Annotated in this window: 18 protein-coding genes; 15 read left to right on the plus strand and 3 right to left on the minus strand. The window is 62.2% G+C overall.

Going from position 1 to position 24,592, the window contains the following annotated elements; translation table 11 throughout:
* Positions 1-407: 407 nt before the first annotated feature.
* Complete coding sequence (locus AC5RT8_RS01425) at positions 408-908, minus strand: hypothetical protein (protein ID WP_494094512.1); 501 nt, start codon at positions 906-908, stop codon at positions 408-410.
* Between the two features lie 140 nt (positions 909-1,048).
* Here AC5RT8_RS01425 and AC5RT8_RS01430 point away from each other — a divergent pair, with 140 nt between their 5' ends.
* From AC5RT8_RS01430 to AC5RT8_RS01445, 4 genes are all read left to right on the plus strand, one after another.
* Positions 1,049-2,287: an MFS transporter gene (locus AC5RT8_RS01430; RefSeq protein ID WP_494093917.1), complete on the plus strand. Its 1,239-nt coding sequence runs from the start codon at positions 1,049-1,051 to the stop codon at positions 2,285-2,287.
* A 66-nt stretch (positions 2,288-2,353) separates the two neighbouring features.
* A complete protein-coding gene (locus tag AC5RT8_RS01435; RefSeq protein WP_494093918.1) occupies positions 2,354-3,394 on the plus strand; it encodes an NAD(P)-dependent alcohol dehydrogenase in 1,041 nt (346 codons plus the stop codon).
* Positions 3,395-3,672: 278 nt separating this feature from the next.
* Complete coding sequence (locus AC5RT8_RS01440; protein ID WP_494093919.1) at positions 3,673-4,422, plus strand: phosphotransferase; 750 nt, start codon at positions 3,673-3,675, stop codon at positions 4,420-4,422.
* Positions 4,423-4,800: 378 nt separating this feature from the next.
* Complete coding sequence (locus AC5RT8_RS01445; protein WP_494093920.1) at positions 4,801-6,288, plus strand: amidase; 1,488 nt, start codon at positions 4,801-4,803, stop codon at positions 6,286-6,288.
* Between the two features lie 753 nt (positions 6,289-7,041).
* Here the strand turns inward: AC5RT8_RS01445 and AC5RT8_RS01450 are convergent.
* Positions 7,042-7,659: a transposase gene (locus tag AC5RT8_RS01450; protein ID WP_494093921.1), complete on the minus strand. Its 618-nt coding sequence runs from the start codon at positions 7,657-7,659 to the stop codon at positions 7,042-7,044.
* A 246-nt stretch (positions 7,660-7,905) separates the two neighbouring features.
* Here AC5RT8_RS01450 and AC5RT8_RS01455 point away from each other — a divergent pair, with 246 nt between their 5' ends.
* From AC5RT8_RS01455 to AC5RT8_RS01475, 5 genes are all read left to right on the plus strand, one after another.
* Positions 7,906-9,594, plus strand: coding sequence for a TnsB C-terminal domain-containing protein (locus AC5RT8_RS01455; protein ID WP_494093922.1), 1,689 nt, complete (start codon positions 7,906-7,908; stop codon positions 9,592-9,594).
* A gap of 2 nt (positions 9,595-9,596) precedes the next feature.
* Complete coding sequence (locus AC5RT8_RS01460) at positions 9,597-10,505, plus strand: TniB family NTP-binding protein (protein ID WP_494093923.1); 909 nt, start codon at positions 9,597-9,599, stop codon at positions 10,503-10,505.
* The gene (locus AC5RT8_RS01465; protein ID WP_494093924.1) at positions 10,502-11,686 is read left to right on the plus strand and encodes a TniQ family protein; all 1,185 of its coding nucleotides are present in this window, start codon (positions 10,502-10,504) and stop codon (positions 11,684-11,686) included. The genes AC5RT8_RS01460 and AC5RT8_RS01465 overlap by 4 nt, the downstream gene beginning before the upstream one ends.
* A gap of 113 nt (positions 11,687-11,799) precedes the next feature.
* Positions 11,800-12,411: a recombinase family protein gene (locus AC5RT8_RS01470; protein ID WP_494093925.1), complete on the plus strand. Its 612-nt coding sequence runs from the start codon at positions 11,800-11,802 to the stop codon at positions 12,409-12,411.
* 240 nt (positions 12,412-12,651) lie between these two features.
* Entirely contained in the window at positions 12,652-13,710 is a 1,059-nt protein-coding gene (locus AC5RT8_RS01475) for a DUF3644 domain-containing protein (protein ID WP_494093926.1), read from the plus strand.
* Positions 13,711-13,972: 262 nt separating this feature from the next.
* On the opposite strand, the gene AC5RT8_RS01480 is transcribed toward AC5RT8_RS01475, so the two are convergent.
* Entirely contained in the window at positions 13,973-15,415 is a 1,443-nt protein-coding gene (locus AC5RT8_RS01480; protein WP_494093927.1) for an MFS transporter, read from the minus strand.
* A gap of 121 nt (positions 15,416-15,536) precedes the next feature.
* On the opposite strand from AC5RT8_RS01480, the gene AC5RT8_RS01485 reads away from it, so the two are divergent.
* The 6 genes from AC5RT8_RS01485 (at position 15,537) to AC5RT8_RS01510 (ending at position 24,401) form a co-directional block, all read left to right on the plus strand.
* Complete coding sequence (locus tag AC5RT8_RS01485) at positions 15,537-16,136, plus strand: TetR/AcrR family transcriptional regulator (protein ID WP_494093928.1); 600 nt, start codon at positions 15,537-15,539, stop codon at positions 16,134-16,136.
* 289 nt (positions 16,137-16,425) lie between these two features.
* The gene (locus AC5RT8_RS01490; RefSeq protein WP_494093929.1) at positions 16,426-16,872 is read left to right on the plus strand and encodes a GNAT family acetyltransferase; all 447 of its coding nucleotides are present in this window, start codon (positions 16,426-16,428) and stop codon (positions 16,870-16,872) included.
* A 44-nt stretch (positions 16,873-16,916) separates the two neighbouring features.
* Positions 16,917-17,492 (plus strand): GNAT family N-acetyltransferase, encoded by a 576-nt coding sequence (locus tag AC5RT8_RS01495; RefSeq protein WP_494093930.1) that lies wholly within the window; start codon positions 16,917-16,919, stop codon positions 17,490-17,492.
* 439 nt (positions 17,493-17,931) lie between these two features.
* Positions 17,932-18,213: a pyrophosphorylase gene (locus AC5RT8_RS01500; RefSeq protein WP_494093931.1), complete on the plus strand. Its 282-nt coding sequence runs from the start codon at positions 17,932-17,934 to the stop codon at positions 18,211-18,213.
* Positions 18,214-18,444: 231 nt separating this feature from the next.
* Positions 18,445-23,940 carry a DUF6531 domain-containing protein gene (locus AC5RT8_RS01505; RefSeq protein ID WP_494093932.1) on the plus strand — a complete coding sequence of 1,832 codons (5,496 nt, stop codon included), beginning with the start codon at positions 18,445-18,447 and terminating at the stop codon, positions 23,938-23,940.
* Complete coding sequence (locus AC5RT8_RS01510) at positions 23,880-24,401, plus strand: Imm26 family immunity protein (protein ID WP_494093933.1); 522 nt, start codon at positions 23,880-23,882, stop codon at positions 24,399-24,401. Before AC5RT8_RS01505 ends, AC5RT8_RS01510 begins: the two co-directional genes overlap by 61 nt.
* Positions 24,402-24,592: the final 191 nt, after the last annotated feature.

The following is a 24,592-nucleotide window of genomic DNA, read 5'->3' on the forward strand; positions in this document are numbered from 1 at the left end:
CGGCGGCGGAACATCGGCGCCCAGAACCCAGAGGCGGAAGGGAAACGGCGAGCCCGTACCGGCCTCCGGGTGGGGGACTGCGACCGGCCGGTCCGCGGCAAACCGCTCCAGCGTTTGGCGGTAGGTCGCGGGATCCCAGTCAATGAGCAGGCCGCGCGAGGACAGCGGCAAAAGGCGGCGAGCGGGTGCTACGGACCGTGAGTAGGAAGAATCAGTACGCACGAGGGTCACTTACATCACCAGGATGGGAGAAAGACGGACCTATTGGAACCGGAGGGCCTGCCGGGCACACCACCGGTTCATTTAATTGTAGGCCTTCCCGCCGAGGAGCTCGTGCGGTCCCGGCGGGAAGGCTCTCCGTGCTTGTAGCCGAGCTGGCACCCATCTCCAGGCAGGAATGACAGCTCCTAGGCCCTCGCCTGGACGAGGTTGGCGAAGGGGAGTCTGCCGTACACACGGACAAACTCCGCCTGGCAGTCCGCGAGGGTGGTGTTGAGTTCTTCGGGCGGCAGTTCCTTCCAGGCCACCAGAAGATCCTCTGCATCGGCCAGCTGCCAGATCAGCCGGCCGTCCCAGTGCCCCGGCGGCTTTCCCCTGCCGAAGTCCACGAATTCGGAGATCTGCCGGCGCAGACCGCGGTTGCCCTGGCTGCCGGCGCCGGCCTTGCCGAGAAACAGCACGTCCGCATCCGCCACCCACTCGGCGGCGAGCTCCTCCCGCGACAGGGTCGGCTTCTTCTTTTTGAACACCCCGGCCGTGCTTTCCTTGAGGAACCGCAGTTCGAACCCCTCGGGCCGCAGCACGGCGAAAATGCCCTGACGCTGCGGGATCCGGTTGATGTCCAGGCCGTCGATGGGCCGGAATCCGGTGAACCCGTTGGCCTTGAGTGATTTCTTGTTCAGAGTGATTTCCTGTTCAACGGGTTCGGGTTCCTTGAGGTGAAGTGGGGGGCGTCAGCCGGCAGAAGGAGATACTGCGCCCACCAATGATATCCGGCGTCCCGGCGGTCGCAGTCGGTAACTTTACCGTTCTCAGGCCACAATGGTCCGTGTCACTCCACGAAGGGATAAGCGTGCGCTCCACCGCCGGACCGGGCCTGCTGTTTGTGCTGGTCTGCGCCATGGGCGCCGGCCCGATGATGAACTACGGGCTCTCCGCCACAAGCACGCTGATCATGGCGGACCTGGGGATCAGCGAAGCGCAGTTCGGGGTACTGGCGGCCACCTGCTTCGCCGGAGCTGCGGTGTCCTCCATGTGGCTGGGCCGGTTGAGCGACCGGATCAGCGCCCGGTCCCAGCTGCTGATCATCTTCGGCGGCACCGGGCTGGCGCTCGGTTTCGCGGCCCTGTCCGGCAACTACCTGTGGTTGCTGGCCGCCGTCCTGCTTTCCGGCCCGGCGCAGGCCATCTCCAACCCAACGACGAACCGGATCATCATCCACGCGGTGGAACCCGGCAAACGGCCCGGCTGGATGGGCGTCAAGCAGTCCGGGGTGCAGGCGAGCCAGCTCTTCTCCAGCCTCTTTTTCCCGGCGGCGGCCCTGGTCGCCGGATGGCGCGGGGCCGCCGTCGGAGCCGTTCTGGTCCTGTTCCTGCTGCTGGCCTACGCCTGGTTTAGGCTTCCGCCCGAACCGCGCCGGGTCTCAACGACGGCACCCCGGCAACCCGCGGACCGGAAATTCCCCGCATCGGTCTGGCTGCTGGCGGCGTTCGCCCTGTTTTCCGGTGCGGGCATGCAGGCCACCAACGTGTACCTGCCGCTGTTTGCGCAGCGCGAGATCGGCTTTTCGCTCCTGATGGGCGGCGTCACCGCGGCGGTGGCCGGCGTCGTCGGGGTGACCTCCCGGGTGCTCTGGGGGCGGCGGATGGCCGACGGCGTGCGCGCCTCCACCCTGCTGCTGATCCTGGCCGCCGGCGCGGTCTGCGGCGCAACCCTGCTCCTCGCCGCAGGACAGACCGGCGCGCCGCTGTTGCTCTGGGTCGGCGTCGTCTTCCACGGCGCCTCCGTGCTCGGCGTGAACGTAGTGGTGATGGCCGGCGTGCTCCGCGAAGTGCCCCCGGAGCGGGTGGGGGCGGCGTCGGGAGCGGTGTCGCTGGGCATGTACACCGGATTCGCACTGGGTCCGCTGGGCATGGGCCTGCTGCTCCAGTTCTCCGGCGGCTTCCTCTCCGGGTGGCTGTCCATCTGTGCCGCCTACCTGATCTGCGCCGGCATCGGCCTGGCGTACCGGCGGCTGGGCTCGAAACCGAAGCGGCCCGACGCCGTCGTCCGCTTCCAGCGGAAATAAACGACGCCGGATCGGACTTATGCCTTAAGTGCCCTTTGGCACTGTTCCCCCACAGCTTGGAGAAATATGACTACCGCACGCGCTTACGCAGCCACATCCGCCACCGATCCGCTGGTCCCCACCACGATCGAACGCCGCGAGGTCGGCCCGCATGACGTCCTCATCGACATCGCCTACGCCGGTGTCTGCCACTCGGACATCCACACCGTCCGCGGCGAATGGGGACCCATCGCGTACCCGCAGGTTGTTGGGCACGAAATCGTCGGCACTGTAGCCGAGGTGGGTGCAGAGGTCACGACGCATAAGGTCGGCGACCGCGTGGGCGTGGGCTGCATGGTCAACTCCTGCCGCGAGTGTGAAAACTGCAAGGCCGGTATGGAGAACTACTGCCTCAACGGCAACGTCGGCACGTACGCCAGCAAGGACGTTGACGGAACCATCACCCAGGGCGGCTACGCCACCTCTGTAGTGGTCAACGATGACTTCGTGCTTCGTGTCCCGGAGAGCATCTCGTATGAAGCAGCAGCCCCGCTGCTCTGCGCCGGCATCACCACCTACTCGCCCCTGGCACACTGGAACGCCGGACCCGGCAAGCGCGTCGCCGTCGTCGGCATGGGCGGCCTCGGCCACATGGCCGTGAAGATCGCCGTCGCCATGGGCGCCGACGTGACCGTCCTGTCCCAGACGCTGAGCAAGCAGGATGACGGATTGCGTTTCGGTGCGAAGGACTACTACGCGACCAGCGATGAGAGCACGTTCGAGAAGCTGCAGAACACGTTCGACCTGATCATCAACACGGTCAGCGCCCCGATCGACCTGCAGCAGTACCTCTCGCTGCTGCGCCTGGACGGCACCATGGTCAGCGTGGGTGCTCCGCCCGAACCTCTGCCGATCTCCGTCTTCAACCTGATGGGCCAGCGTCGCTCCTACGCAGCCTCGAACATCGGCGGTATCGGCGAGACCCAGGAAATGCTGGACTTCTGCGCCGAGCACGGCATTGCCCCCGAGGTTGAACTGATCGACGCCAAGGACATCAACACCGCCTACGAGCGTGTGCTGAAGTCGGACGTGCGGTACCGCTTCGTTATTGACGCGGCAACCATCTAGTCCGTTCGTGACCGCAGGAGCGCCCCGCCGTTTGGCGGGGCGTTCCTGCGTTAAGGCCGTCCCCGATACGTACGTCACCACCGCGTCGTCCGGGTTCGCGTGCAGAACGAACATCCCGGCGCCTATGATCTCCGCGCTAATGTTCTCGAAGTAGCGCTGGGCATAACGGTCGTCGACGCCGGTGGTTCCCTCGCCGCTCTCGTCCTGCATCACCCGCTCCCGGAACGTCCGCGTGGCAGCGTAGGCGGCAGTGAACCGCACCCAGTAGTGTTCTTCTGGTGAATGAGGAAGCGGAAAAACTTGCAGGCGGAAACGCTTCCGGCAGTGTGGTTCGTGTTGGGGATACGGTACGCAAACCGTGGCTGCAAAACTCCGCCACTGTCCAGGAGTACCTGAAGGCTCTAGGCATCGCTGGCGTTGATGTTCCCAAACCCCTGGGCAAGGATCACGCTGGGCGGCAGGTCACCGAGTACGTTGAGGGCATCTCTGCGATGAACCGGTTGCCCCTGGGACAAGATGACCTCGTGCGGGTCGGACGTTTGATTCGCCGGATTCACGATGCCAGCGAAGGATTTGAACTCCCGGATACGACCGGATGGAACGTTTTGCTTCCAGCGGAGAATCCGAACCTGATGTGCCATAACGACTTGGCTCCCTGGAACCTCGTTATGGGTGAACGATGGGTGTTCATAGATTGGGACGCGGCGGGTCCGAGCACGCGCCTCTGGGACCTCGCATATGCAGCGCAGTCCTTTGGCATGCTCGTTGAAGGCCAACCGGTTCCAGAGGCAGCTGCCAGGCTCCGCGCTGTTGTCGACGGTTATGGGGCTGACGAGATCCTACGGGAAGCGTTGCCCGAGGCCCTGGGAAAGAGGACGGCGGCGATGCACGAGTTGCTGAAGTCCTCACATGAAACCGGATTCCAGCCCTGGGCCGACATGTACGTCAACGGACACGGCGCGCACTGGCACTCTGCGGCTGACTATGTCGTACGCAACCAGGACGCGTGGAAACAGGCCCTGGCCTAGATTGCGGCTGGCCGGCGAACATTGGATTGAACGTGGTGCTGTAAAGGTGCAGCTCAGGATCCGCAGCGACAACAGCCCGGTTATCAGGTTCTATGAGCAGCTCGGATACGAGCTCTCGGCCGTTCACGTGAGGGCTAAGTGGCTCAACGCAGATGAATACGCAAACACAGGCTTAACTGCCCTCTGAAGGATCCTCACTTGCGAAGACCGCGGCTGCAGCGCCTGCGAAATAGGCACATGCGCCGGACGCGGGCATCAGTGCGTGCGCTCGACGGTGGCCCCACCTCTTTGCCGCCACCCGGATCTTGTTTTCTAGATAATGACAAAAGCCCCATATAGGATGCCGAGCGACAACGCCGTCACGTTATAGGAGGCACCATGCTCGCGGAGTCCGATTTTGCCTACGTCAGTGCTTCCGAACTCGCAAGACGCGTCCGGGAGCGAGAGGTGACCTCGACCGAGCTCATCGATGTGTGCATCAACCGTATAGAGAAGCGCAATCCGAGTATCAATGCCTTTGTGTACAAGGGTTTCGATGATGCGAGGGAAGCCGCCCGGGAAGCGGATAAGGCAGTATTAGCCGGTGCCGAACTGGGTGCACTTCACGGCGTGCCTACCGCCATCAAAGACCTGTTTGACTTCAAGCCTGGTTGGCCTGCGACGTTTGGAGGGGTACGTGCGTTAAAGGACTTCACGCTGGACACCTACTGCCTATTCGCAGAACGGGTGGAGACCGCGGGAGCAGTCATCGTGGGTAAAACGAACTCCCCGGTCATGGGTTACCGCGGCACCTGCGACAACCCGCTGTTTGGTGCCACATGTAACCCCTTCGACACTTCCAGAAACACAGGTGGGTCTTCCGGCGGTAGCGCGGCTGCGGTGGCTGACGGGTTGTTGCCGTTCGCTGAGGGAACGGACGGCGGAGGGTCCATACGTATTCCCGCCGCCTGGTGCGGGCTTTACGGCTACAAGGCGTCCTTCGGCAGGGTCCCCTCGGTGGTGCGACCCAATGGCTTTGGCAGCACCATGCCGTTCCTGTTCGAAGGTCCACTCACCCGCAATGTTGAGGATGCTGCTCTCGTCCTTAACGCCATCTCCGGCCATGACCCGCGCGACGTCTTCAGTCTCGATGATGGTCCGCACGACTTCACGACCGATGTGGGCAGAGATATCACAGGGATGAGGATCGCTTACAGCCCTGACCTTGGGGTTTTCCCCGTCGACCGTCGAATCCGGGAGGCCATCGACCAGGCGGTACAGGTTTTCCGCGACGCCGGAGCGATAGTGGAGGAAATCGATTTCCATATGCCATACGAACAGCAACAGCTCAGCGATCTGTGGTGCAGGCAGATCATGCTGGTCAACATTGACACCTTCGAGAACTTCAAGCGCAACGGTCTCGACCTCCTGGCTAATCACCGCGAGGACTTCCCCGAGGGTTACCTGCGCTGGGTCGACCATGTGTATGGGATGTCGACGGCCGAGGTCAACGAGGACTATGTGATGCGCACGGCCGTCTACGACGCGGTGCAGACGGTCTATACAGACTTCGACCTCCTAGTCACTCCGACCCTTAGCGCGATGCCGGTTCTAAACGCGAAAGATCCGGGGACCACAGTCGGCCCCGCCGAAGTGGAAGGCATAGAGGTCGATCCGTACATCGGTTGGTGTCCCACCTATGTCACCAACTACACCGGACATCCGGCGGCTTCGATTCCCGCAGGCCTGATAGACGGTCTCCCGGTGGGGATGCAAATCCAGGGCCGTCGATACGGTGACGGTGATGTCTTGGCCGCCAGCGGGGCATACGAAAAACTACGGCCCTGGTCCCACATCTACGACACCTGCCGTTCCCGCAACCTGTGAACCGTAGAAAGAAATGGCCCGGTCTTTTTAGCGGTTAGTGACCGACCATGGAACCCGACGGGAGGCCCAGCTACCACTTCTCCTGGCTGAACGGCCCCGCCGCCGGATCCTACGGCTTCGCTGTGAGCCGACTTGGTGCGGGGTCAGAGTCCGCCCCTGCCGAGCCGACGCTGCAGATGACTCATGAGCAATTGATCTCTGAAGTTCAAGGGTTCATCACGGCGTTCTGCGAGCCGGGAAGAATCGGAGGGCAGGACTTCCCGAACCACGCCCCGGCTCAGCTTCGAAACAAGAACGTCTCATAAGTCGGTCCTTCAGCGCGACGTGCTGCCACCGCTTCGCCTCAGGGACCGTCGCCATGTCGCTGCCGGCACTGAGAGTTTGCACATGCCCCGCCCGTGGCACAACGTACTGTGCGGACAGCAAGGTCAAAGCGGCAGGCCTCATCGGGAGGAAATCGTGATCAAGCGGGGGAAACGTCGTTTCAACTGGCTACTTGCTGCCATTGCGACCTCGATTGCAGGCGTTGTGGCGATGTTCTGGCGGTCGGGAACCTGTACTGATTTTGTTGCCGTGGCGGGTGAATGCAGTCGTGGGCCGTCGCCGTCCACCATCATCTTGGCGGTACTCCTTTGGGTCCTGGCGGTCTGGCTTCTATACGTATGGTGGAGCGACGATCGGCGAGCATGAGACCGGGCCATGGAAAGTTGGGAGTGCCAAACGAGCCGGTTACGTGTCCGGTCAGGGATCCGCTTATAGGGCTGGAGTCGCGGGCCTTACTGAGGGATTGAACGCATCTGAGGACGTTCCCCAGTCCAGTACCTTTCGTGGTCTTGTGTTGATCCTGTCTGCTATCTCACTGAGGTCCTGCGGGCTGAACTGACGAAGGTCACCGTTCTTGGGCAGATATTGGCGTAGGAGCCTGTGCTCTGGTGACCAGTCCTGCCCCAGCTTGAAGGCCACCATGATGAGCAGCATATGGTTCACATCCAGGCGCTGCGGCTTTGGCCGCTTCGCCAGCAACACCGCGCGCTGATCGGCGCTCACAGCACGGTAGTTCTCACGCCCGCCATTGCGGCGAATCTCCCTCGACACCGTTGAGGCCGCACGCCCCAAGCTTTCCGCGATGACGGCGGCTGAGTGGCCGGCGGCGATACCCCGGGATATTTCCTCTCTGTCAGCCATCGACAGGTGCCTGTCACTGCGCTTCGATGCCGGCAACCGGATACCACCGGACTGCAGCAGGAAGCTCCTTACTCGTTGAGTATTCGTACCCAGGTTCCTGGCGATCGACCGTAGAGAGTCTCCACGTCGCCAGTGTTTCCATAGCTGATCCTGCTGCTCAGCAGTAAACCCATAATCACGCACCATTCCCATCACTTTCATATCCGATCACGGGCGGTGCGTTGACCGGTTGAGACCACCACCGTTTCCGTGCACACGATCTATTCGCGGTGCGTGTTCCAAACATCCTGTCATTTTCCCTACTCGCCTGCACGACTGGCCGCCTGTTCTCGCAGTTGTGCGGACGAGTGCTGAGCACTGGTTTTTCCGCACTCCTCTGCACTAACGTCGTTGTTGCTTACTACTCCTCTGCACACCAAGGGAGGTAGCGGAGTGGGTGAAGAATCTACATACGTTCGTGAGCCGGGCACGTTGACCATGCCAGATGCTCTGTGGGACCGAATGAAGTCAATGTCGGCGGTGATCACGCCCTTGGCAGCGCAAGCGGTTGTCGGCAGGGCGGCAGTTGATGCAGCCGCACTGGCGTTGGGCATATCGCAACGCCAGGTCTACGTGCTGATCAAACGTCATCGCGCCGGGTCTGGGTTGCTGACGGATTTGGCCCCGGGCCGCTCCTCTGGAGGGAAAGGAACCGCGCGTCTGTTGGACGAGGTCGAAGACCTCGTCCAACAGATCGTGCGGAAGCAGTTCCTGACTCGGCAGAAGCGGACCTTGGCAGCGGTGTATCGCGACATCGCTGCAGCGTGCCGCGAACGACAGCTCCCTGTCCCGGCCCGGAACACGGTCGAGCGGCGAATCCGGACGCTGGATCCAGTTGAGGTAGGCCGGCGCAGGGGTGGTGCGAATGCGGTACGGCCGTTGCAGTCAGCTGGGGACGAGGTGCCGGCGGTCGCCACAGTTTTGGAACAGGTGCAGGTCGATCACACGGTCATTGACGTCATCGTCGTGGACGAACGGGAGCGCCAGCCGATCGGCCGCCCTTATCTGACTGTCGCGATCGATGTCTACAGCCGATGCATTATTGGCATGGTCGTGACTCTGGAGGCTCCCTCGGCAGTGTCGGTCGGGCTGTGCCTGGCGCATGCCAGCACTGACAAAAGGCCATGGCTTGAGAGTTTGGCTATTGAGGCGCAGTGGCCCATGAGCGGGAAGCCGAGGCAGCTGCACTTGGATAACGCCAGCGAATTCAAGAGCGAGGCGCTCCGGCGCGGATGCGAGCAACACGGTATCGAGCTGGCCTACCGCCCGCCGGGCCGGCCTCACTATGGCGGGATCGTGGAACGGGTGATTGGCGCCGCGATGCAGCAAATCCATGAACTCCCCGGAACCACCTTTTCCAATCCCGTTGAACGGGGCCGGTATGACTCGGACCGGAAGGCGGCGCTGACGCTGCGAGAGCTGGAGAAATGGATGACCCTCGCCATGACCAGCTACCACGGCACCATCCACAGGACCTTGGCGCAGACTCCCACCGGTCGGTGGGCAGAAGGAGTGGCGGACCAGGGGCTGCCGGCGGTTGCCTCGAACCCGACAGCGTTCCTGGTTGACTTCCTTCCTGTCGTGCGCCGCACCCTGACGCGGACGGGATTCGTCATCGACCATGTCCACTATTTCTCGAATGCGCTGAAGCCGTGGATCAGCCGGCGCGACAGGCTTGGACCGTTTCTGATCCGTCGGGACCCCCGGGACATCAGCCGAATCTGGGTGCTGGAACCAGAGGGGGTTCATTATGTGGAGGTTCCTTACCGGACGATGGCGAACCCGTCTGTGAGCCTATGGGAGCACAGGCATGCCTTGGCGCGGCTACACGAGCGAGGCGTAGCGCAAGTGGATGAGGCGGCGTTGTTCCGCACGATCGAGCAGATGCGAGAGATCGCGACTACTGCGTCGAAAACAACCAGGCGCATGCGACGCGACGCCGAGCGCCGCAATGTAGCGACGACGCGGCGCGCTGGGATACCAGCCCCTTCACTCCCGCGGGAAGCCCCTGCTGATCAGGCACCGGACACGGTCTCGGACGCGGCCAGAGTGGCGCGATTCGATCAGATCGAGCAGTGGTGACCATGCCCGAGTACGAGGCACCCGAGTTGTCCCACCTGCACCCGAGCATGCGGGACGCGGCCCGTTTGCCTGCGAACGAACGGGTTGAACTGATCCGGGCCGACCGGTGGATCGGCTACCCACGCGCAGTGGAGGCGGTGGCCCGCCTGGAGACCCTGCTGTGCTGGCCGGACAAACAGCGAATGCCGAACCTGTTGGTGATCGGGCCGACGAACAACGGCAAGTCGATGATCGTGGAAAAGTTTCGCCGGGGGCACCTGCCTGTGACCGAGGCAAACCGGGAAAACACTCCGGTGTTGTGCGTGCAGATGCCGTCCGAGCCGTCCGTGTTGCGCTTCTACATCGCGCTCCTGGCAGCGCTGGGTGCGCCTCTTCAGCCACGCCGGCGTCTGGCTGACGTGGAGCAGATCTCGCTGAAGCTGCTGCGTTCAACGGGAGTGCGGATGCTTGTCATCGACGAGCTGCACAATGTCCTCGCCGGGCAGGGCAACAGCCGCCGGGAGTTCCTCAACCTCCTGCGATTCCTGGGCAACGAGCTGCGCATGCCGATCATCGGCGTCGGAACACGGGAAGCGTATCTTGCGGTCAGATCCGATGATCAGTTGGAGAACAGGTTCGAACCCATCGTCCTTCCCCTGTGGAATATGGGTGAGGACACCTTGTCGTTGTTGGCCAGCTTCGCCGTAGCCCTGCCGCTGCAGCGCCCCTCGGACATCGCCACCTCCGATATGGCGCAGTATTTGCTAACCCGAAGCGAGGGAACCATTGGCGAACTCACCCGCCTCTTGACGACCGCGGCGATCGCCGCCGTTGAAAGCGGGGAAGAACGCATCAATCGCCGCACCCTGGCCATGGCCGACTATGCAGGACCCGCCGAACGGCGGCGCTTGTTCGAACGCGAACTAATGTGAGACCGCCGGAACGCTGGCCCCTGCACCCGGCTCCAGTGGAAATGGAATCGTTGTCTTCTTGGCTGCGGCGGATTGCCTCTAGCTATGACATGCACTCCTACGAGCTCCTCGAACACGGACTTGGCCAAAGGGAACTGAGCGACCCCGAGCTGGATCTGAACCCGCCGACGGATCTGCTTGAAGAGCTCGCCAAGCGCACCGGTCTTGATCAACACCGCGTGAATGCTATGACCATGGCCGGATGGGTGCCATGGCTCGTTGACAGCCTCAGCCCTGCGCCCGGCGCTTACGAAACCTATGTGCACCAGCTCTCCGTGCTCCTGCCACCGAAGCGGCGCAATATCTACGCCCCGCAGAAGTGGGTGCCATGGCTGTCGGTCACCGGGGCACGGCGGGGATGCCCGGACTGCCTGGCATCAAGCCCGGCGATACTGCTCTTCTGGCAATTGCCGCTCATGGCCAGCTGCCTGGCACACGGGCGCCGGCTCGAAACCTACGAAGGACACCCTACTGATTTCAATCTGTGGGCAACTCCCGCCCATGACCAGCGGCCGCTGCCGGAGTCGCTGTCCCTCATGGACAGGCGCACGTGGCAGGCGATAACCACTGGCTCCGTGGACCTGCCCCGATATCCGGTTCACGCCGGCATCTGGTTCCGGCTGCTGCGGACCATCCTGGACGAACTCACCACAGCCCAGGGACGATATGGGCGGCAACTGGACGACGTGAGTCGTGTCTGGGAACACTGCGGTCACCCGTTCAGGGCCGGCCTGTATTCGTGGCAGCCGTTCGAGACCCTCCACTGGCCCGTCCAGCAGCAGCTGCTCGAAGCGGCCGCCGCCGCGATGGAACTGATTGAAGCCGGCGCACTGACCGCGCTGGGAACCACCGCGTACCTCCTGCGCCCGGAACCGAACCCCCGGATCAGCGACGGAACCCCGCGTGGACCACTGACAGCAACCGCTCAGGAGAAGCGGACCCTCGATGAGCTCTGGAAGCAGGCAACGGATGCACTGGAAGTCTGCATCGCAGCAGCCAAAGTAGACCCAGTCGTCGCGCAGCCGCTCTACGATTTCGCACGGTATGGATGCCGGAGTGAAGAATCCGTGCGCAGTCTCCGGCAAACCTTCGCCGAGCTTCAGATACCCCTGGACTTCTTGTCACAAACAGAGAATCAGTAGCCCTTTGCATAACTTAGAATAAATAACGCGTTAAGTGACATATTTCGATTCCGGGCTGATCTGGAATCAGACTGTCACTTAAACGAACGTATAAATGATGAGGGGTTACGGCTGTGCTCGTTGGATATATGCGCGTCTCAAAGACGGACGGGTCACAGACCACGGACCTGCAGCGCGACGCACTCCTGGCCGCCGGCGTCGGTGCCGACTCCCTCTACGACGAACGTGCCTCCGGGAAGAGGGACGACAGACCCGAGCTGGCTGCCTGCCTCAAGGCCTTGCGCCACGGCGACACCCTCATGGTCTGGAAACTGGACCGGCTCGGCCGGGACCTGCGCCACCTGGTCAACATCGTCCACGACCTCACCGAACGAGGCATCGGGCACAAAGTCCTCACCGGCCAGGGTGCGGCCATCGACACCACCACCGCTTCCGGGAAGCTTGTCTTCGGGATCTTCGCCGCCCTGGCCGAATTTGAACGCGAGCTCATCTCCGAACGCACCCTGGCCGGGCTCGCCTCCGCCCGGGCCCGCGGCCGGAACGGCGGACGCCCCTACAAGATGACCCCGGCGAAACTCAGGCTCGCCATGGCGTCCATGGGCAAACCAGGAACCAGGGTCAGCGACCTCTGCGCCGAACTTGGCGTCACCCGCCAAACCCTCTACCGCCACGTCTCACCCACCGGGGAACTGCGCCCCGACGGTGAAAAGCTCCTCTCACGGTAGTGCGTCCGTTTGTCGCACGCACACTGGGTAGTTTCTCAGGCAGGTCATACGGGAATCATCCGGAGCCGTCATGACACGGGTCTCCTAAATCAGCAGGAAGGCCACGGGGACGGCCGGTAGGCGACCGGCTTGCGGGTGCCACCTGGCCGTCACCATCATTATCAGTAATGAGCCTTCACGACCGAGGTCGCTAGGTCGGGCCTAACACGTTGGCCGGGTGCATCGATATATCGTCGACATATGGCTCCTCGTTCAAAATGGTGGCACATACTGCAGGCTTCGAAAGCGGAGGCGCGACTTGCCGTTGATCTGTACAACCGATCGGGAAACGAGCGACAGCTCGAGGCTTTCATCGTTCATATGAATCTCGCATGGACAAAGCTTCTGCAGGCGCGCGTCGAGGCTACTGGCGGGGATCTCATCGAGCGAGATTGGCGAGGATGGCGAAAAAAACACCCCGAGGGCGGATACCTCTTCAAAGCACTTCGTACTTTGCTGGCAGAGCTTTTCGTTCCCAACGATCCACGACTGAGTAATATCACTTTCTTCATGGGCCTGCGCAATCAGATCGAACATCGCCACGAAGCTCGCATCGCCGCACTGGTTGCCGGCCGGACACAGGCTCTTCTCATTAACTACGAGAAGACGCTGGTCGAATGGTTCGGGCAGAGCGAGGCTCTAGGGTCGGAGCTGCGCTTCCCACTTTTCGTATCGACCATCACTGAGGATGCGGTCGGCGCACTCAAAAAGATACGAGCACAGATACCGCGTGGCGTACTGGATTGGGTACAAGATTTTGATGCCAGCCTCGAAGCAGGGCTGAGCGCCGATCAGCAGTATGACTTCAGCATCTACATGGTGCCGCACAAGGGGCCGAAGACAGAGGCAGATGCCTCGATGACCTTCGTCCGAGATGAAGATTTGACCGACGAACAGCGTGCGCTGCTTGACCAGGTACAGACGATCATCCGAAACAAGCATGTTCCTGTGGAGGATCTAAACGGCTTGAAGGCTGGCGAAGTAGTTGAACAGGTTGATGCCCGGCTAGACGTTTCTTTCAACATGCATATGCACACCCAGGCCTGGAGATTCTATAAGGTCCGCCCAAGCAACAGTGCCACCAACAAGACTGAAACTAAACCCGACTTCTGCTACTACAACGCAACCTTTGAACAGTACATCTACAAACCGGCATGGGTTGAATATTTGGTTCGCCACCTCGCCGACCCCGACACCTTCGCGGCAGTACGTGCGTGGCCCAACCAGCCCGCTACAGAGACACCACTGCCAACGCTCTAACACTGCAAAGCTGTAACCGCTGATGGATCCTGTTTCGGGACTGGTGATCGGGGAACAGGATGTGCTGCTGAAAGACTTTCCGGGCACTCCCGCCGGACCCATCTTAAGCTGGACCTCTATCAGGACTTCCGTGGTGGACTCGGCGCCCTCAGCGCAGCGGTCGGTGAGCACGCGCTAGGTGACGTTCAAGGGGCCCGGGGTGACCGCACCCCGGGCCCATAGTCCAATCGGAATCATGATCCGATGAGTTTGGCCGACTGTCTTACGCCGGTTCGACGGACTCGTTCCTACGTCCTGGGATGAGCAGGGACACGATCACCGAGGCGATGGCTGCAGCGGCGCACATGATAAACAGCACCCGGAATCCGGTGAGCGAAGGGAGCGCGGCGGAACCGAGGGCGATGGTGAAGGAGGCCAAGATGGTCCCTCCGACCGCGCTGGCGATGGAGCTTCCGAGGGACCGTAGCAGCGAGTTGATACTGTTCGCCGAGGCGAGTTCTTCTCGGGGTGAGTAGGTATTGATGAGGCTCGGCATCGCGGCGTACCCGATTCCTGTTCCAATGCCAACGATGGTCGTGCCGATGATCACTTGAGTTAGGGAGCCGGTGAGGAATATCCGCAGGATCCAGCCCAGAGCGATAACGCCGGCACCGACAGCAAGGGTTTGGTGTGCTCCGATGACGGATACCATCTTCGCTGCGACCGGTGATAGCAGCAGCATGCACAGACCACTCGGGAGCATTGCGAGCCCGGCGACAAGCATCGATGACCCGAATCCGTAGCCGGACTCGATGGGCGCCTGGACGTAGGAGGAAGTGCCGATGAGGGATGCGAAGAGCGCGAATCCAAACAGAAGCGAGGCTATGTTCGTCAGCAGGATCGGGCGCCTGCGCAGCGCGGCGAGGTCCACGAGCGGATCGGCGGATCTGGTCTGCCACCAACCGAAGCACGCAAACAGGATCAAGGAAAGGACGAAGAGCCCGATGACCAGGAATGATCCCCATCCCCACGTCCGGCCTTGCGCCAGTGGCAGGAGCAGCGAGACCAGTGCGAGGCTGAGCAGTAATGCGCCGAGGAAGTCGATGCGGCCGCCGGTGCGGCTCGGTGATTCAGGAACTAGGAGAAGAACCCCGAAGAAGGCGATGATTCCTGCGGCCGCAGTGATCCAGAACAGGATGTGAAAGTCCGAACTCTGCGCGACGAGGCCCGCCAATGGCAGGCCGAGCGCGCCGCCAACACCGAGCATGGCGCTGATCAGTGCTATTGCTGATCCTGCGCGTTCCCGGGGAAGAAGTGTGCTCAACAAGCTGATACCAAGGGGAATCGCGGCGAGAGACACCCCCTGTACAGCCCTCCCGATGATGAGCAGGGCGATGTTTGAGGTGACAGCTGTCAGGATTGACCCGCCGACCAGGGTGCCGAGGGCGACCAGCAACATGAGGCGTTTGCCGAACATATCGCCCAACTTGCCGACGAACGGCACAGCAATCGCGCCAACCAGCAAGGTTGACGTCAGCAACCACTGGGTCGACTCGGCCGATGTTCCCAGTTCAGCCGGCAGTACCGGCAGCACCGGAACAAGGATGGACTGCGAGAGCGAGACAGCCAGGGCGCCCAACGCCACGAAGAACAGCCAGACCCGCCCCCTTCCGATCGACACCGGAGGTGCTGAGTCGCTCGAAGTGTCAGTAGTTTGCACGTTCATGCGGTGAGGACTCCTAGAAACTTTGGCTAAATAAAAGCAACACTGTTGCTATAGATGATCCCCCAGTGTTCCATCATGCCGAGTAACACGTCAACACTGTTGTCTTTGTTATATTTAGGAGATGAAACCTCGCTCTCCCAACGCTGCCGGCCTGGCCACGCGCGCCAACATCGCGGCCGTCGCCAAGCGGCTCTTCGAGAAGGATGGTTTCAGTGGGGTCTCGGTTCGGGCGATCGCGGCCGAGGCGGGAGTCGAAGCGTCATCTGTTATTCGACTGTTCGGGTCCAAGGAGGAACTGTTCGTTCAGGTCACCGTGTTCGATACCCATCTCGAAGCCGTTATTGACGTCCCACAGGATCAGATCGGCCAGCGTCTGGCCGCCTATGTCCTTGCTCCGGAAAGCACGCGGATGCGTGCTGCATTCGCTGCCCTCGTCCGCGCATCTGACCACGAGAATGTGAGGCAAGCACTCCGGGATGCCATGCGGGCTTCGTTCGTGAGTCATCTGGCGCCCCGCATTCCGTTACCCGATGCTTACTTAAGAGCAGAGCTCGTTTCCGCTGCTCTCAGCGGCCTCATGCATGCAGGAGCCATCGCGGCCGACCCGGTGCTGGCATCAGCGGACCCGCTTGAGGTAACCGCAATTTACGGGCACGCGATCCAATCCATCATTGACGGCCACGCACCCTCCCGGGCTGACGAACCTACTAGTGCAAACTGACCATAACGAACCAGTTCTCCCATAAGCCCGCGGCGCCCAGCACGTATACGAAGGTGACTGAGCATACGCCGAGGTCGAAAGAGCTCGCGGTGAGTGACCGGTTGTGGACATGCTCGTCTTCGTGCTGGACGTGACCACGGATTAACTCTGGCCTATATAAGTCTCCCCCGGATCTGACGAGATGTGACGCGGAAAAGGATCCCTCGATGGGGCGTCAGCGGCTTCTTCAACGGTCTGGCATTGGCGCTGGAATGTGGTCGGCAGCCCATGAGGTCCTACAATCGGCAGAATGAATGCTCGCCCCCTTACAAAAGACCAGTACGACAGCGCTATTTCCTTGTGGACGACTACGGGTCTCACACGCCCGTGGAACGATCCAATGGACGACCTCCTCCGTGCGATGAACGGTCCGACATCCACGGTCCTTGGGTACTCACTGGACGGAGACTTGGTCGCCACCGCGATGGTAGGGCACGACGGGCACCGAGGCTGGGTCTATTACCTCGCGGTCGCCCCAGACAGGCAGAAATCCGGATTGGGGTGCTTGATGATGGAGGCCTGTGAACAATGGTTGATTGAACGCGGTGCAGTAAAAGTGCAGCTCATGATCCGCAGCGACAACAGCCCGGTTATCGGGTTCTATGACCAGCTCGGATACGAGCTCTCAGACGTTCAGGTTAGGGCTAAGTGGCTCAAGGTAGATGATCACGCCCACACGAGTTCAGCTGCCCTCTGAAGGATCCTAAAAGAACATAAATCACCAAGGGTATGGTCGGTGGTATGAACCATGCTGTCCGTTCTGCGACCATAAGCGATCTTCCCCAAGCGGCCCGCACACTTGCTCTTGCATTCGATCCCTACCCCTGGACCCGGTGGTCTATCCCGGCGAATCATTACGAGGCGCGTCTAGAGGAACTGCAGTCCCTCTATTTGAAGCATGCTCTGGACCACGGACTCGTCTTAGTCGACGAGGAGGTACAAGGGGTAGGGGCTTTCCTTCCGCCTGGTGCCCCTGAGCCTGGCGAGGACACACAGGAACGCATTGCGGAATTGCTGGGCGACCGGCTGGAGAGCGTCATGGGCCTGCAGCTTCCTAGTCTCCCCACTGGCGCTTGGACCCTAGCGACACTCGGCGTACACCCCGGAAGCGCAGGGAAAGGCCTTGGGTCCGCGATCATCTCCGAGGGCCTTCGTCAAATTCGTGGTCCTGGTTCGGTAGGGCTGGAGACTTCTGACGAACGGAACGTGCAGCTATATGAACGCCATGGATTCGCCACGACCGCGGCTACACACATTCCAGGTGGACCCTCCGTCTATTCGATGCGCCGCCATCTCCCTTCCCCTGCAAGAAGGTAGGTAGGGAACGGTTCCACGGGAGCAGTGCTGCGGAATATTCGGGAGGGGCCCCCGGGCTCGTTACGCCCGGGCTAACTATGTTCATGCCCAGTCCGGTGTGGTGCACGAAACGATCCCCAACGGGCGGGCTGTGCAGACGACTTTGGACATTCTGTGCAGTCGACTTCGAAAACTGACACATCCGCCAGGTTCCGTGGATGGGGTGTGCACAGAAGAATGCACGAAACCGGCGTGCACATATCGTCCTACCCATGAGTTTCGTTCACGGGTGGATGAACCAAGTTGCATTGCGGGAAAGGGGTAGTAATTACGCCGGGAATCTCCTTCCGCTGAAAATTTTTACCCTTGTTGAATGCGTGGGGCGTTGGTAGGGTCACCACCGTCGGTCCACTGGTGATTCTGGTTCCGGTGGATAAGTTTCAATTACGGGGGAATTCTTATGTCACGTGTGTTGTCTACCGAGCAGGCAAAAACCGCAATCGGCCAGGTCCAATCCATCATCAACGGCGGTTTCACGGACCAGATCTCCGCGCTCGATGCGCAGGGCAAGGTTTTGTCGGACCCGAACGTCTGGGATGGTCCGCTGGCATCGCAGTTCCGCGGGTCTGTGTGGCCGGAAACCAAAGCCGCACTGGATAAGGCCAAGGAAGAACTCGAGCAGCTGCGTACCCAGCTCGAGCAGATTTCGCAGAACATCTTCTCTGCAGGCGGCGGCGCCTAAGCGCCTTGCCGGTCCTCTACCTGCAATGGCTCGGGTAGCCGCACCCCTGCAGCGGGCGGCTACCCGGCCCTCGAACCCTTATCTTGACCGCCACGAGTTTTTCGGCCGGTCTCCGGGTTTCTCTTCTTAACAGTCTTTTCTGCCGTTTTGTGCCTCGGTGTTATGTCCCGGTGCAGGACAGCAGCGTCTTCGTTGATCTTTTCCGGCTTTGTTTAGTGGGGGGCATTAAGCATGTCTGATTCTGAAACTTTTGTTGAGGTGCCGTTGCTGCCGGATGACTCCCGGGGACGGTTTGTCTATTCCGTGGCCGAGGGGCTGAAATCCGCCTTTGAACATGCTGCCTCCCGCCTCGACGGCCAGGCCGGATCCCGGGCCTCTTACGTGTCCACAGGCAAGCAGGAGTTCAACGGGCACTTCGCCAACAAGTTCCAGGAGAACGCCGCCGTCGCGGCCGCCGACGCGGGGAATCTGGCCGAGGCGCTGCGGACAGTGGCCAAGTACGCGGGGCAGATGATCGACGCCGGCCACGACGAAGATGACCGCCGCCGGGAAAACAATGAGTGGGTCTACCGGCACAACAACCGCACCATGTTGGAAGAGATCGGGGACTGGATCTGGGGAGAGGGAAAGCGTCCGAACGAAGACCGCGGTCCGGCGCCGACGTTTGAACCGGCGACGGCGGTCAGCGGGGACAGGGACACACCACCGCCCGGCAGCAGCGGACATGGCGGCGGAACGTCCTCGGCGCGGCCGGTAAACCTTCGTTCCTTCGCGGCTGGATCCCGTGGTCTGGACGGGGAGCTGACCACTGTTCCGGGCACCTTGGAAGGGCATTTGTCCTCGTTCGCGTCTCTGTGTACCTGGGGGACTATTGAGGCATCCGGGGTGATGCGGGCCTACCACGATTATCTGGCAGCCAATGAGAATGATGCGCGCTGGGCGGTTACCGTCGCAGATGCCTTCGCGGCCGCCGGCGGGGACTCTAACGTCTCCACGGTGTCAGACGCTGCCCTGGCCGCAGCGTTGGCCGCCGCCGGGGTGGATGAGACCCGTGACGCACTCAAGATTGATCCGCCCACCGCCGCGGGAGCGATTCCCACCACCGGTTACGCCAATGACCCGGTGAATACGGCCACGGGTAACTTCATCGAACCGGAAACGGACCTGGGCTTCGCGGGAACAGCGTCGAATCTGGTGCTTTCCCGGATGTACAACTCGTTGGCCTCAGGTCTGGAAACCCCGGGTGTGTTCGGCCCGGGCTGGGCCTCGGTCCTGGACCAGCACCTGGTGCTCTCGGACGAGGGCGTCCGCTGGGTCCTGGCCGACGGACGCGCCGTGGACTTCCCTCGCGACGGCGAGTCCTGGGGCCGGGCGGTGGGGGAGAATTACTGGCTGACCAGCGAGCCCGCCGCCGCACCCGCATTCACCGAACTGGCCTCCGTACCCGAAGGCAGTACCGATCTGCTCGTGGTCCGGGACAACCAAGGCTCCTGGTGGGCCTACACCCTGGCCGGAGCCTGGCTCGGGACCGGGTCCGGTCCCGGCCGGACAGTGTCCGTGCACCGGGAAAACACCGACGACGACGGCACCGGCCAGGTGACCCGCCTCTCCCACGTGCGCGGCCGGTTCCTGGACATCGACTACGTGGATGGCCTCGCCGCCGTGGTGCGGGCCTCCGACGGACGCCGGGTGGAATACGGGTACGACGACGGCCGGCTGGTCTCGGTGACCACCGAAACGGGAACGCGGTCCTACCGCTGGAACGACGCCGGCCTGGTCGATGCCGTGTACTCCGCCGCCGGGGTGCTGGAAGCGGAGAACACCTACGACGAGCACGGCAGGGTGGTCCTGCAGGTCACCCAGCACGGCCGCCGGACCCGGTTCGCCTACCTTCCCGGCCGGGTCACCGTTGTCTCGGATGAGGACGGCACCCGCTCCAACTCCTGGATCGCGGACTCGAAGGGCCGTCTGGTCGGCGTGCTGGATTCCCACGACCACCGCCAGTCCATGGCCTACGACAAACACGGCAACCTGGTCTCGCTCACCGAACGCGATGGATCGGTCACGGTCCATGCCTACGACGAACGCGGCCGCCGTATCCGGACCGTCACCCCCGAGGGGGCGGACCTGACCTACGGCTGGGACGAACAGGACCGCATCACCACCCTGGTGACCGAATCCGGTTCCGTCGTCGCGTATGAGTACAGTGATGAGCTCACCCGGGACCCGTCGGCCGTGGTCGATCCGCTGGGCGGGCGCACCGAACTGTCCTGGCAGAACGGGCTCCTGACCCGCGTCACCGACCCCGCCGGGGTGACCGTCGACTTCGACTACGACGGGTCCGGGGATCTGGTCGCCACCCGGAACGCGCTTGGGGACACCGCGCGGATTGTGCGCGATGCCGCCGGCCGGCCCGCCGCTGCCATCAGCCCGTCAGGGGCCGAAACCCGCTTCACCTACAACACTGCCGGCCTGCTCACCCGGCGCGAGGAAGCCGACGGGGCCATTTGGTCCTTTGAGTACGACGCCGCCGGGCGGCTCACCGCATCGGTTGCGCCCGACGGCGGCCGGACCCGGCTGGAATATGCCGCCAACGGGGAACCGGTCCGGAGGATTGACCCGCTGGGCAGGGCCACCGAGCGGATCTTCGACGACCTGGGTAACGTCACCGCGGCAGTGCTCCCCGACGGCGCCCGCTGGGGCTTCAGCCACGACACCCTCTCCCGCCTGACCGGCATCACCGATCCGGCCGGCCACGATTGGATCCGCGAATACGACAAAATCGGCAACCTTACCGCCGTCGTTGACCCGACCGGGGTCCGGTCGGAGGCCGCTATGGACCGCGGGGCGGGCACCGCCACCGTGTCGGACGCGTTCTCCTCCGCAACCTACAGTTTCGACGAATACGGCCGCCCGGTCCGGGCAGAAGCGGCAGACGGGTCCGCGGAACTGACCACCTACGACGCGGCCGGCAACCCGGTTGAGCTCATTGACGGCGAAGGTGGACTGACCCGTCTGGAACGGGATGTGTCCGGGAAGATCATCTCGGTGACCGCCCCTTCGGGCGCGGTGACCCGGTACGAGTACGACCTCTGCGGACGTCCCTGGAAAACGATCGACCCATTGGGTGCTGTCACCGAGCTGGCTTACAACGCCGACCAGCGCGTTACCACCCGGATCCTGCCGACCGGTGAAACCGAGACTTTTGACTACGACGCGGCCGGCCGTTTGGTCCTTCGTATCAGCCCCGGCAACGGGACCGCCCGGTACGGGTACGACAAGGTTGGCCGGCTGAGTTTCTCCCAGGACTCCTGGTACGGCACGCGGCGGTTCATGTACAACGTAGCCGGAGAACTGGTCGAAACGGTCAACGGTGTGGGCGGGCGGACCCGGTTCGAGTATGACGTCCGCGGCCGGTTGATCCGGATCACCGATCCACTCGGCGGAGTCACCACCCGCACCTACACGGAAACTGACAGGGTTGATTCGGTCACTGACCCGCTGGGCCGGGTCACCACCGCAACCTACGATCCGGCGGGCCGGCAGCTTTCACAGACGGATCCTGATGGAAACACCACCACCTGGACCTTTGATGCGGCAGGCCGGGAGAAGAGCACCTCCTATAACGGGAAGCTGCTCTCCTCGGTGGATCGCGACCGGCAGAACCGCCGCGTAGTCATCACCGATTTCACCGGGGATGACGGACTGGCCGTTGAACATGAACTCGGCTTCAACCGCCGTAACCAGCTGATTTCCCGCACCCGCGGCGCTCAGGGGATGTCCTGGGAATACGACGCGGACGGCAACCGCACCGGGTTCACCGATGCCGGCGGAACCACTACAACATATGCCCGGGACGCCGCGGGCCGGGTCACGGCCGTGCACAACCCAGGACTGGGGGAAGCGCAGTTCAGGCATGACGCGTCAGGTCGGCTGACTGCCGTCACCGCGGGCGATCTGGTCCAGGAATGGGGATATCGGAACGGGTACCTGGCCGAACACTCCCGCACCAACGGCGCAACCGGCGACGGTCCGGATATCACCCTGATCGGCCGGGACGGGGATGGGCGGATCACCGGCCTGACCCGCGCGGGCACCGTGACTCGGTACGGGTACGACGGCGCCGGGCAGATGATCGCGGCTGCGACCACGATTTTGAATGCGTCGGATGCTGCTGCGACCGTCCGGGCGCAGGTCTCGGAGTGGGAGTACGACGCCGGCGGCCGGTTGGTCCGTGAACACACCCCGGCTGGGCCCCGCGCTTATGCCTATGACGCGGCGGGACAGCTGGTCTCCGTCATGGAGGCGGACGGGTCCCGGACGGAGTACGTCTATGACGGTCTCGGACGGCGGTCTCGGCTGATCTCCGCCGACGGGTCGTGGACCGAATACGCCTGGGGTGAGACCGGGTACCTGCAGGGCACGGTCGAGCGGACTCCCGACGGGACGGAGACTTCCCGGCATAGCTTGTGGGTGGACGCTCTGGGCGAGCTGGCGTCCGTGGACGGGTGTCCGGTGTGGTGGGACACCGCAAGTCCGATCCCCACGCTGGCCGGCGTCGGGGACGAGCAGGTGTTGTCCCTGCCCGGCGGTGTCACTGGTATCGGTGAGGCCTGGATAGCTCCGGGGTGGCGTGCTGCACGCCCCACTGATGAAACCGATCCGTGGGCAGTACTGGGGGCGTCGGTCATCCCGGAACCCGGCGCGGTATCCGGGGCGTCGGGTGGATTGCCGACCGGGATCGGCCTGACCGGTAACGGCGGCCTGGACGTTGCGGGCCTGGAGTGGATGGGAGCCCGGGCGTATGACCCGGCCGCCCGGGGTTTCCTCTCCACCGACCCGTTGTCACCGGTCCTGGGGGCGGGCTGGGACGGCAACCCCTACGCGTATGCGGGGAATAACCCGCTGAACGCCAGCGACCCAACCGGGCTGCGTCCGCTGACGGACGAGGAATTGAAGGCATACGACGCGGCCCACCGCGGCGCGTTGGCTGCCGCCGGTGATTGGTTTGCGGATAACTGGGAATACGTTGTCGGCGGTGTGGCGATTGTTGGTGGTATCGCGTTGCTGTTCGTGCCCGGCGGCCAGGGCATCGGTGTATCGCTGATCTTGTTCGGTGCCGACGTGGTGGTCCAGAAGGCCACCACGGGCGAGGTGGACTGGCTTCTGGCCGGCCTGAACCTGGTGGGTTTCGGTGTAGGCGCGATTGCAGCCAGAGTCTTCCGCAACCCCCTGGTGCGCGAGGTCGTGGAAGACACGGTCGAATGGGCGGTTACGGAGCTCGGAGAGCAAATTTTTGGACCGGATCCAAAAGCTGTTTCGAATCCCTCGCCAACAGGAAAGCTAGGCGACCTTGAACCCGTTCCGGACGGGGTGGTTTACCTCCGGACGGACGAGACCGGCGGCATGAAGCCTTACGTGGGGCAGTCGAAGAGCTTGGAACGGTTCGAGGCGCGACAAGACGAACACCAGGATGCACATCCTTCCGCCGATTTTAACTTCGATATAATTGGCCGTGCGGACCCTGGTTTGGAGTTGGATCGCTTGGAGGAATACCACATCAGAGATCTGGGTGGTCCCACAAATAAGAGCAATCCAGATGGGCTTCTTTCTAATAAGCGGCACCAAATGAGCGACAGAAGATACGAAGATTCAGGAGGAGCCCCATGGTCAAGAATCGAAGAGTTCGAGCGCCGAAAGGCGGCGACATTTTCACGATTCCGTTAGATGATGACCGAGTTGCGCTGGGGCAAGTTATCTCCCCTCTTCACGCCGCGTATTACATAGTCGTATTCGAATGCACTCTGCTGGCAAATGAAATTCCATTACGAATCCCTGAGGTACTGCGATCCAGGCCCTTCCTTGCAGGACTGACCTTTGCCGCGCTCATTCGTCATGGGCACTGGAAAGTTGTGGAGAATAGGCCCGTGGACAGTAAGAAGTTTCTGCCGGCATATAAGACCGGGGTTGACGAATTAGGAAACGTGATGGTCGAGGACTTCAAGGGGGAAGTGTGGCGACCCGCCACCGCACTGGAGGGAGAACTAATACCCTTCAGAGAAATGACCTCACCGATCCGCTTCGAAAAGGCTATGAAAGCCCACATAGGTTTGGAGCCTTGGAGCGAATCATATGAACGCATTCGGGTCGGAGACGTGATCACCAGTGCGAGCCTTTTTGGCGATTAGAGAAACCTAAGCCGAGGGAATGTAGCCGACGACGTCTCGGCAGGGGCCCCTCATGGCGCAAGCTCCATGTCTGACCCAGCCGCATCGTGTCTGTCGGAAAGGACTAATGATGCGAGCTATCAGCAGGGGGTGATCCGCAGTGAGTAAGCAAGAGTGGCCATCTTTGAATGACGGCGACGTCTTCAAGATCC

The organism is Arthrobacter sp. Ms25, from assembly GCF_059090365.1.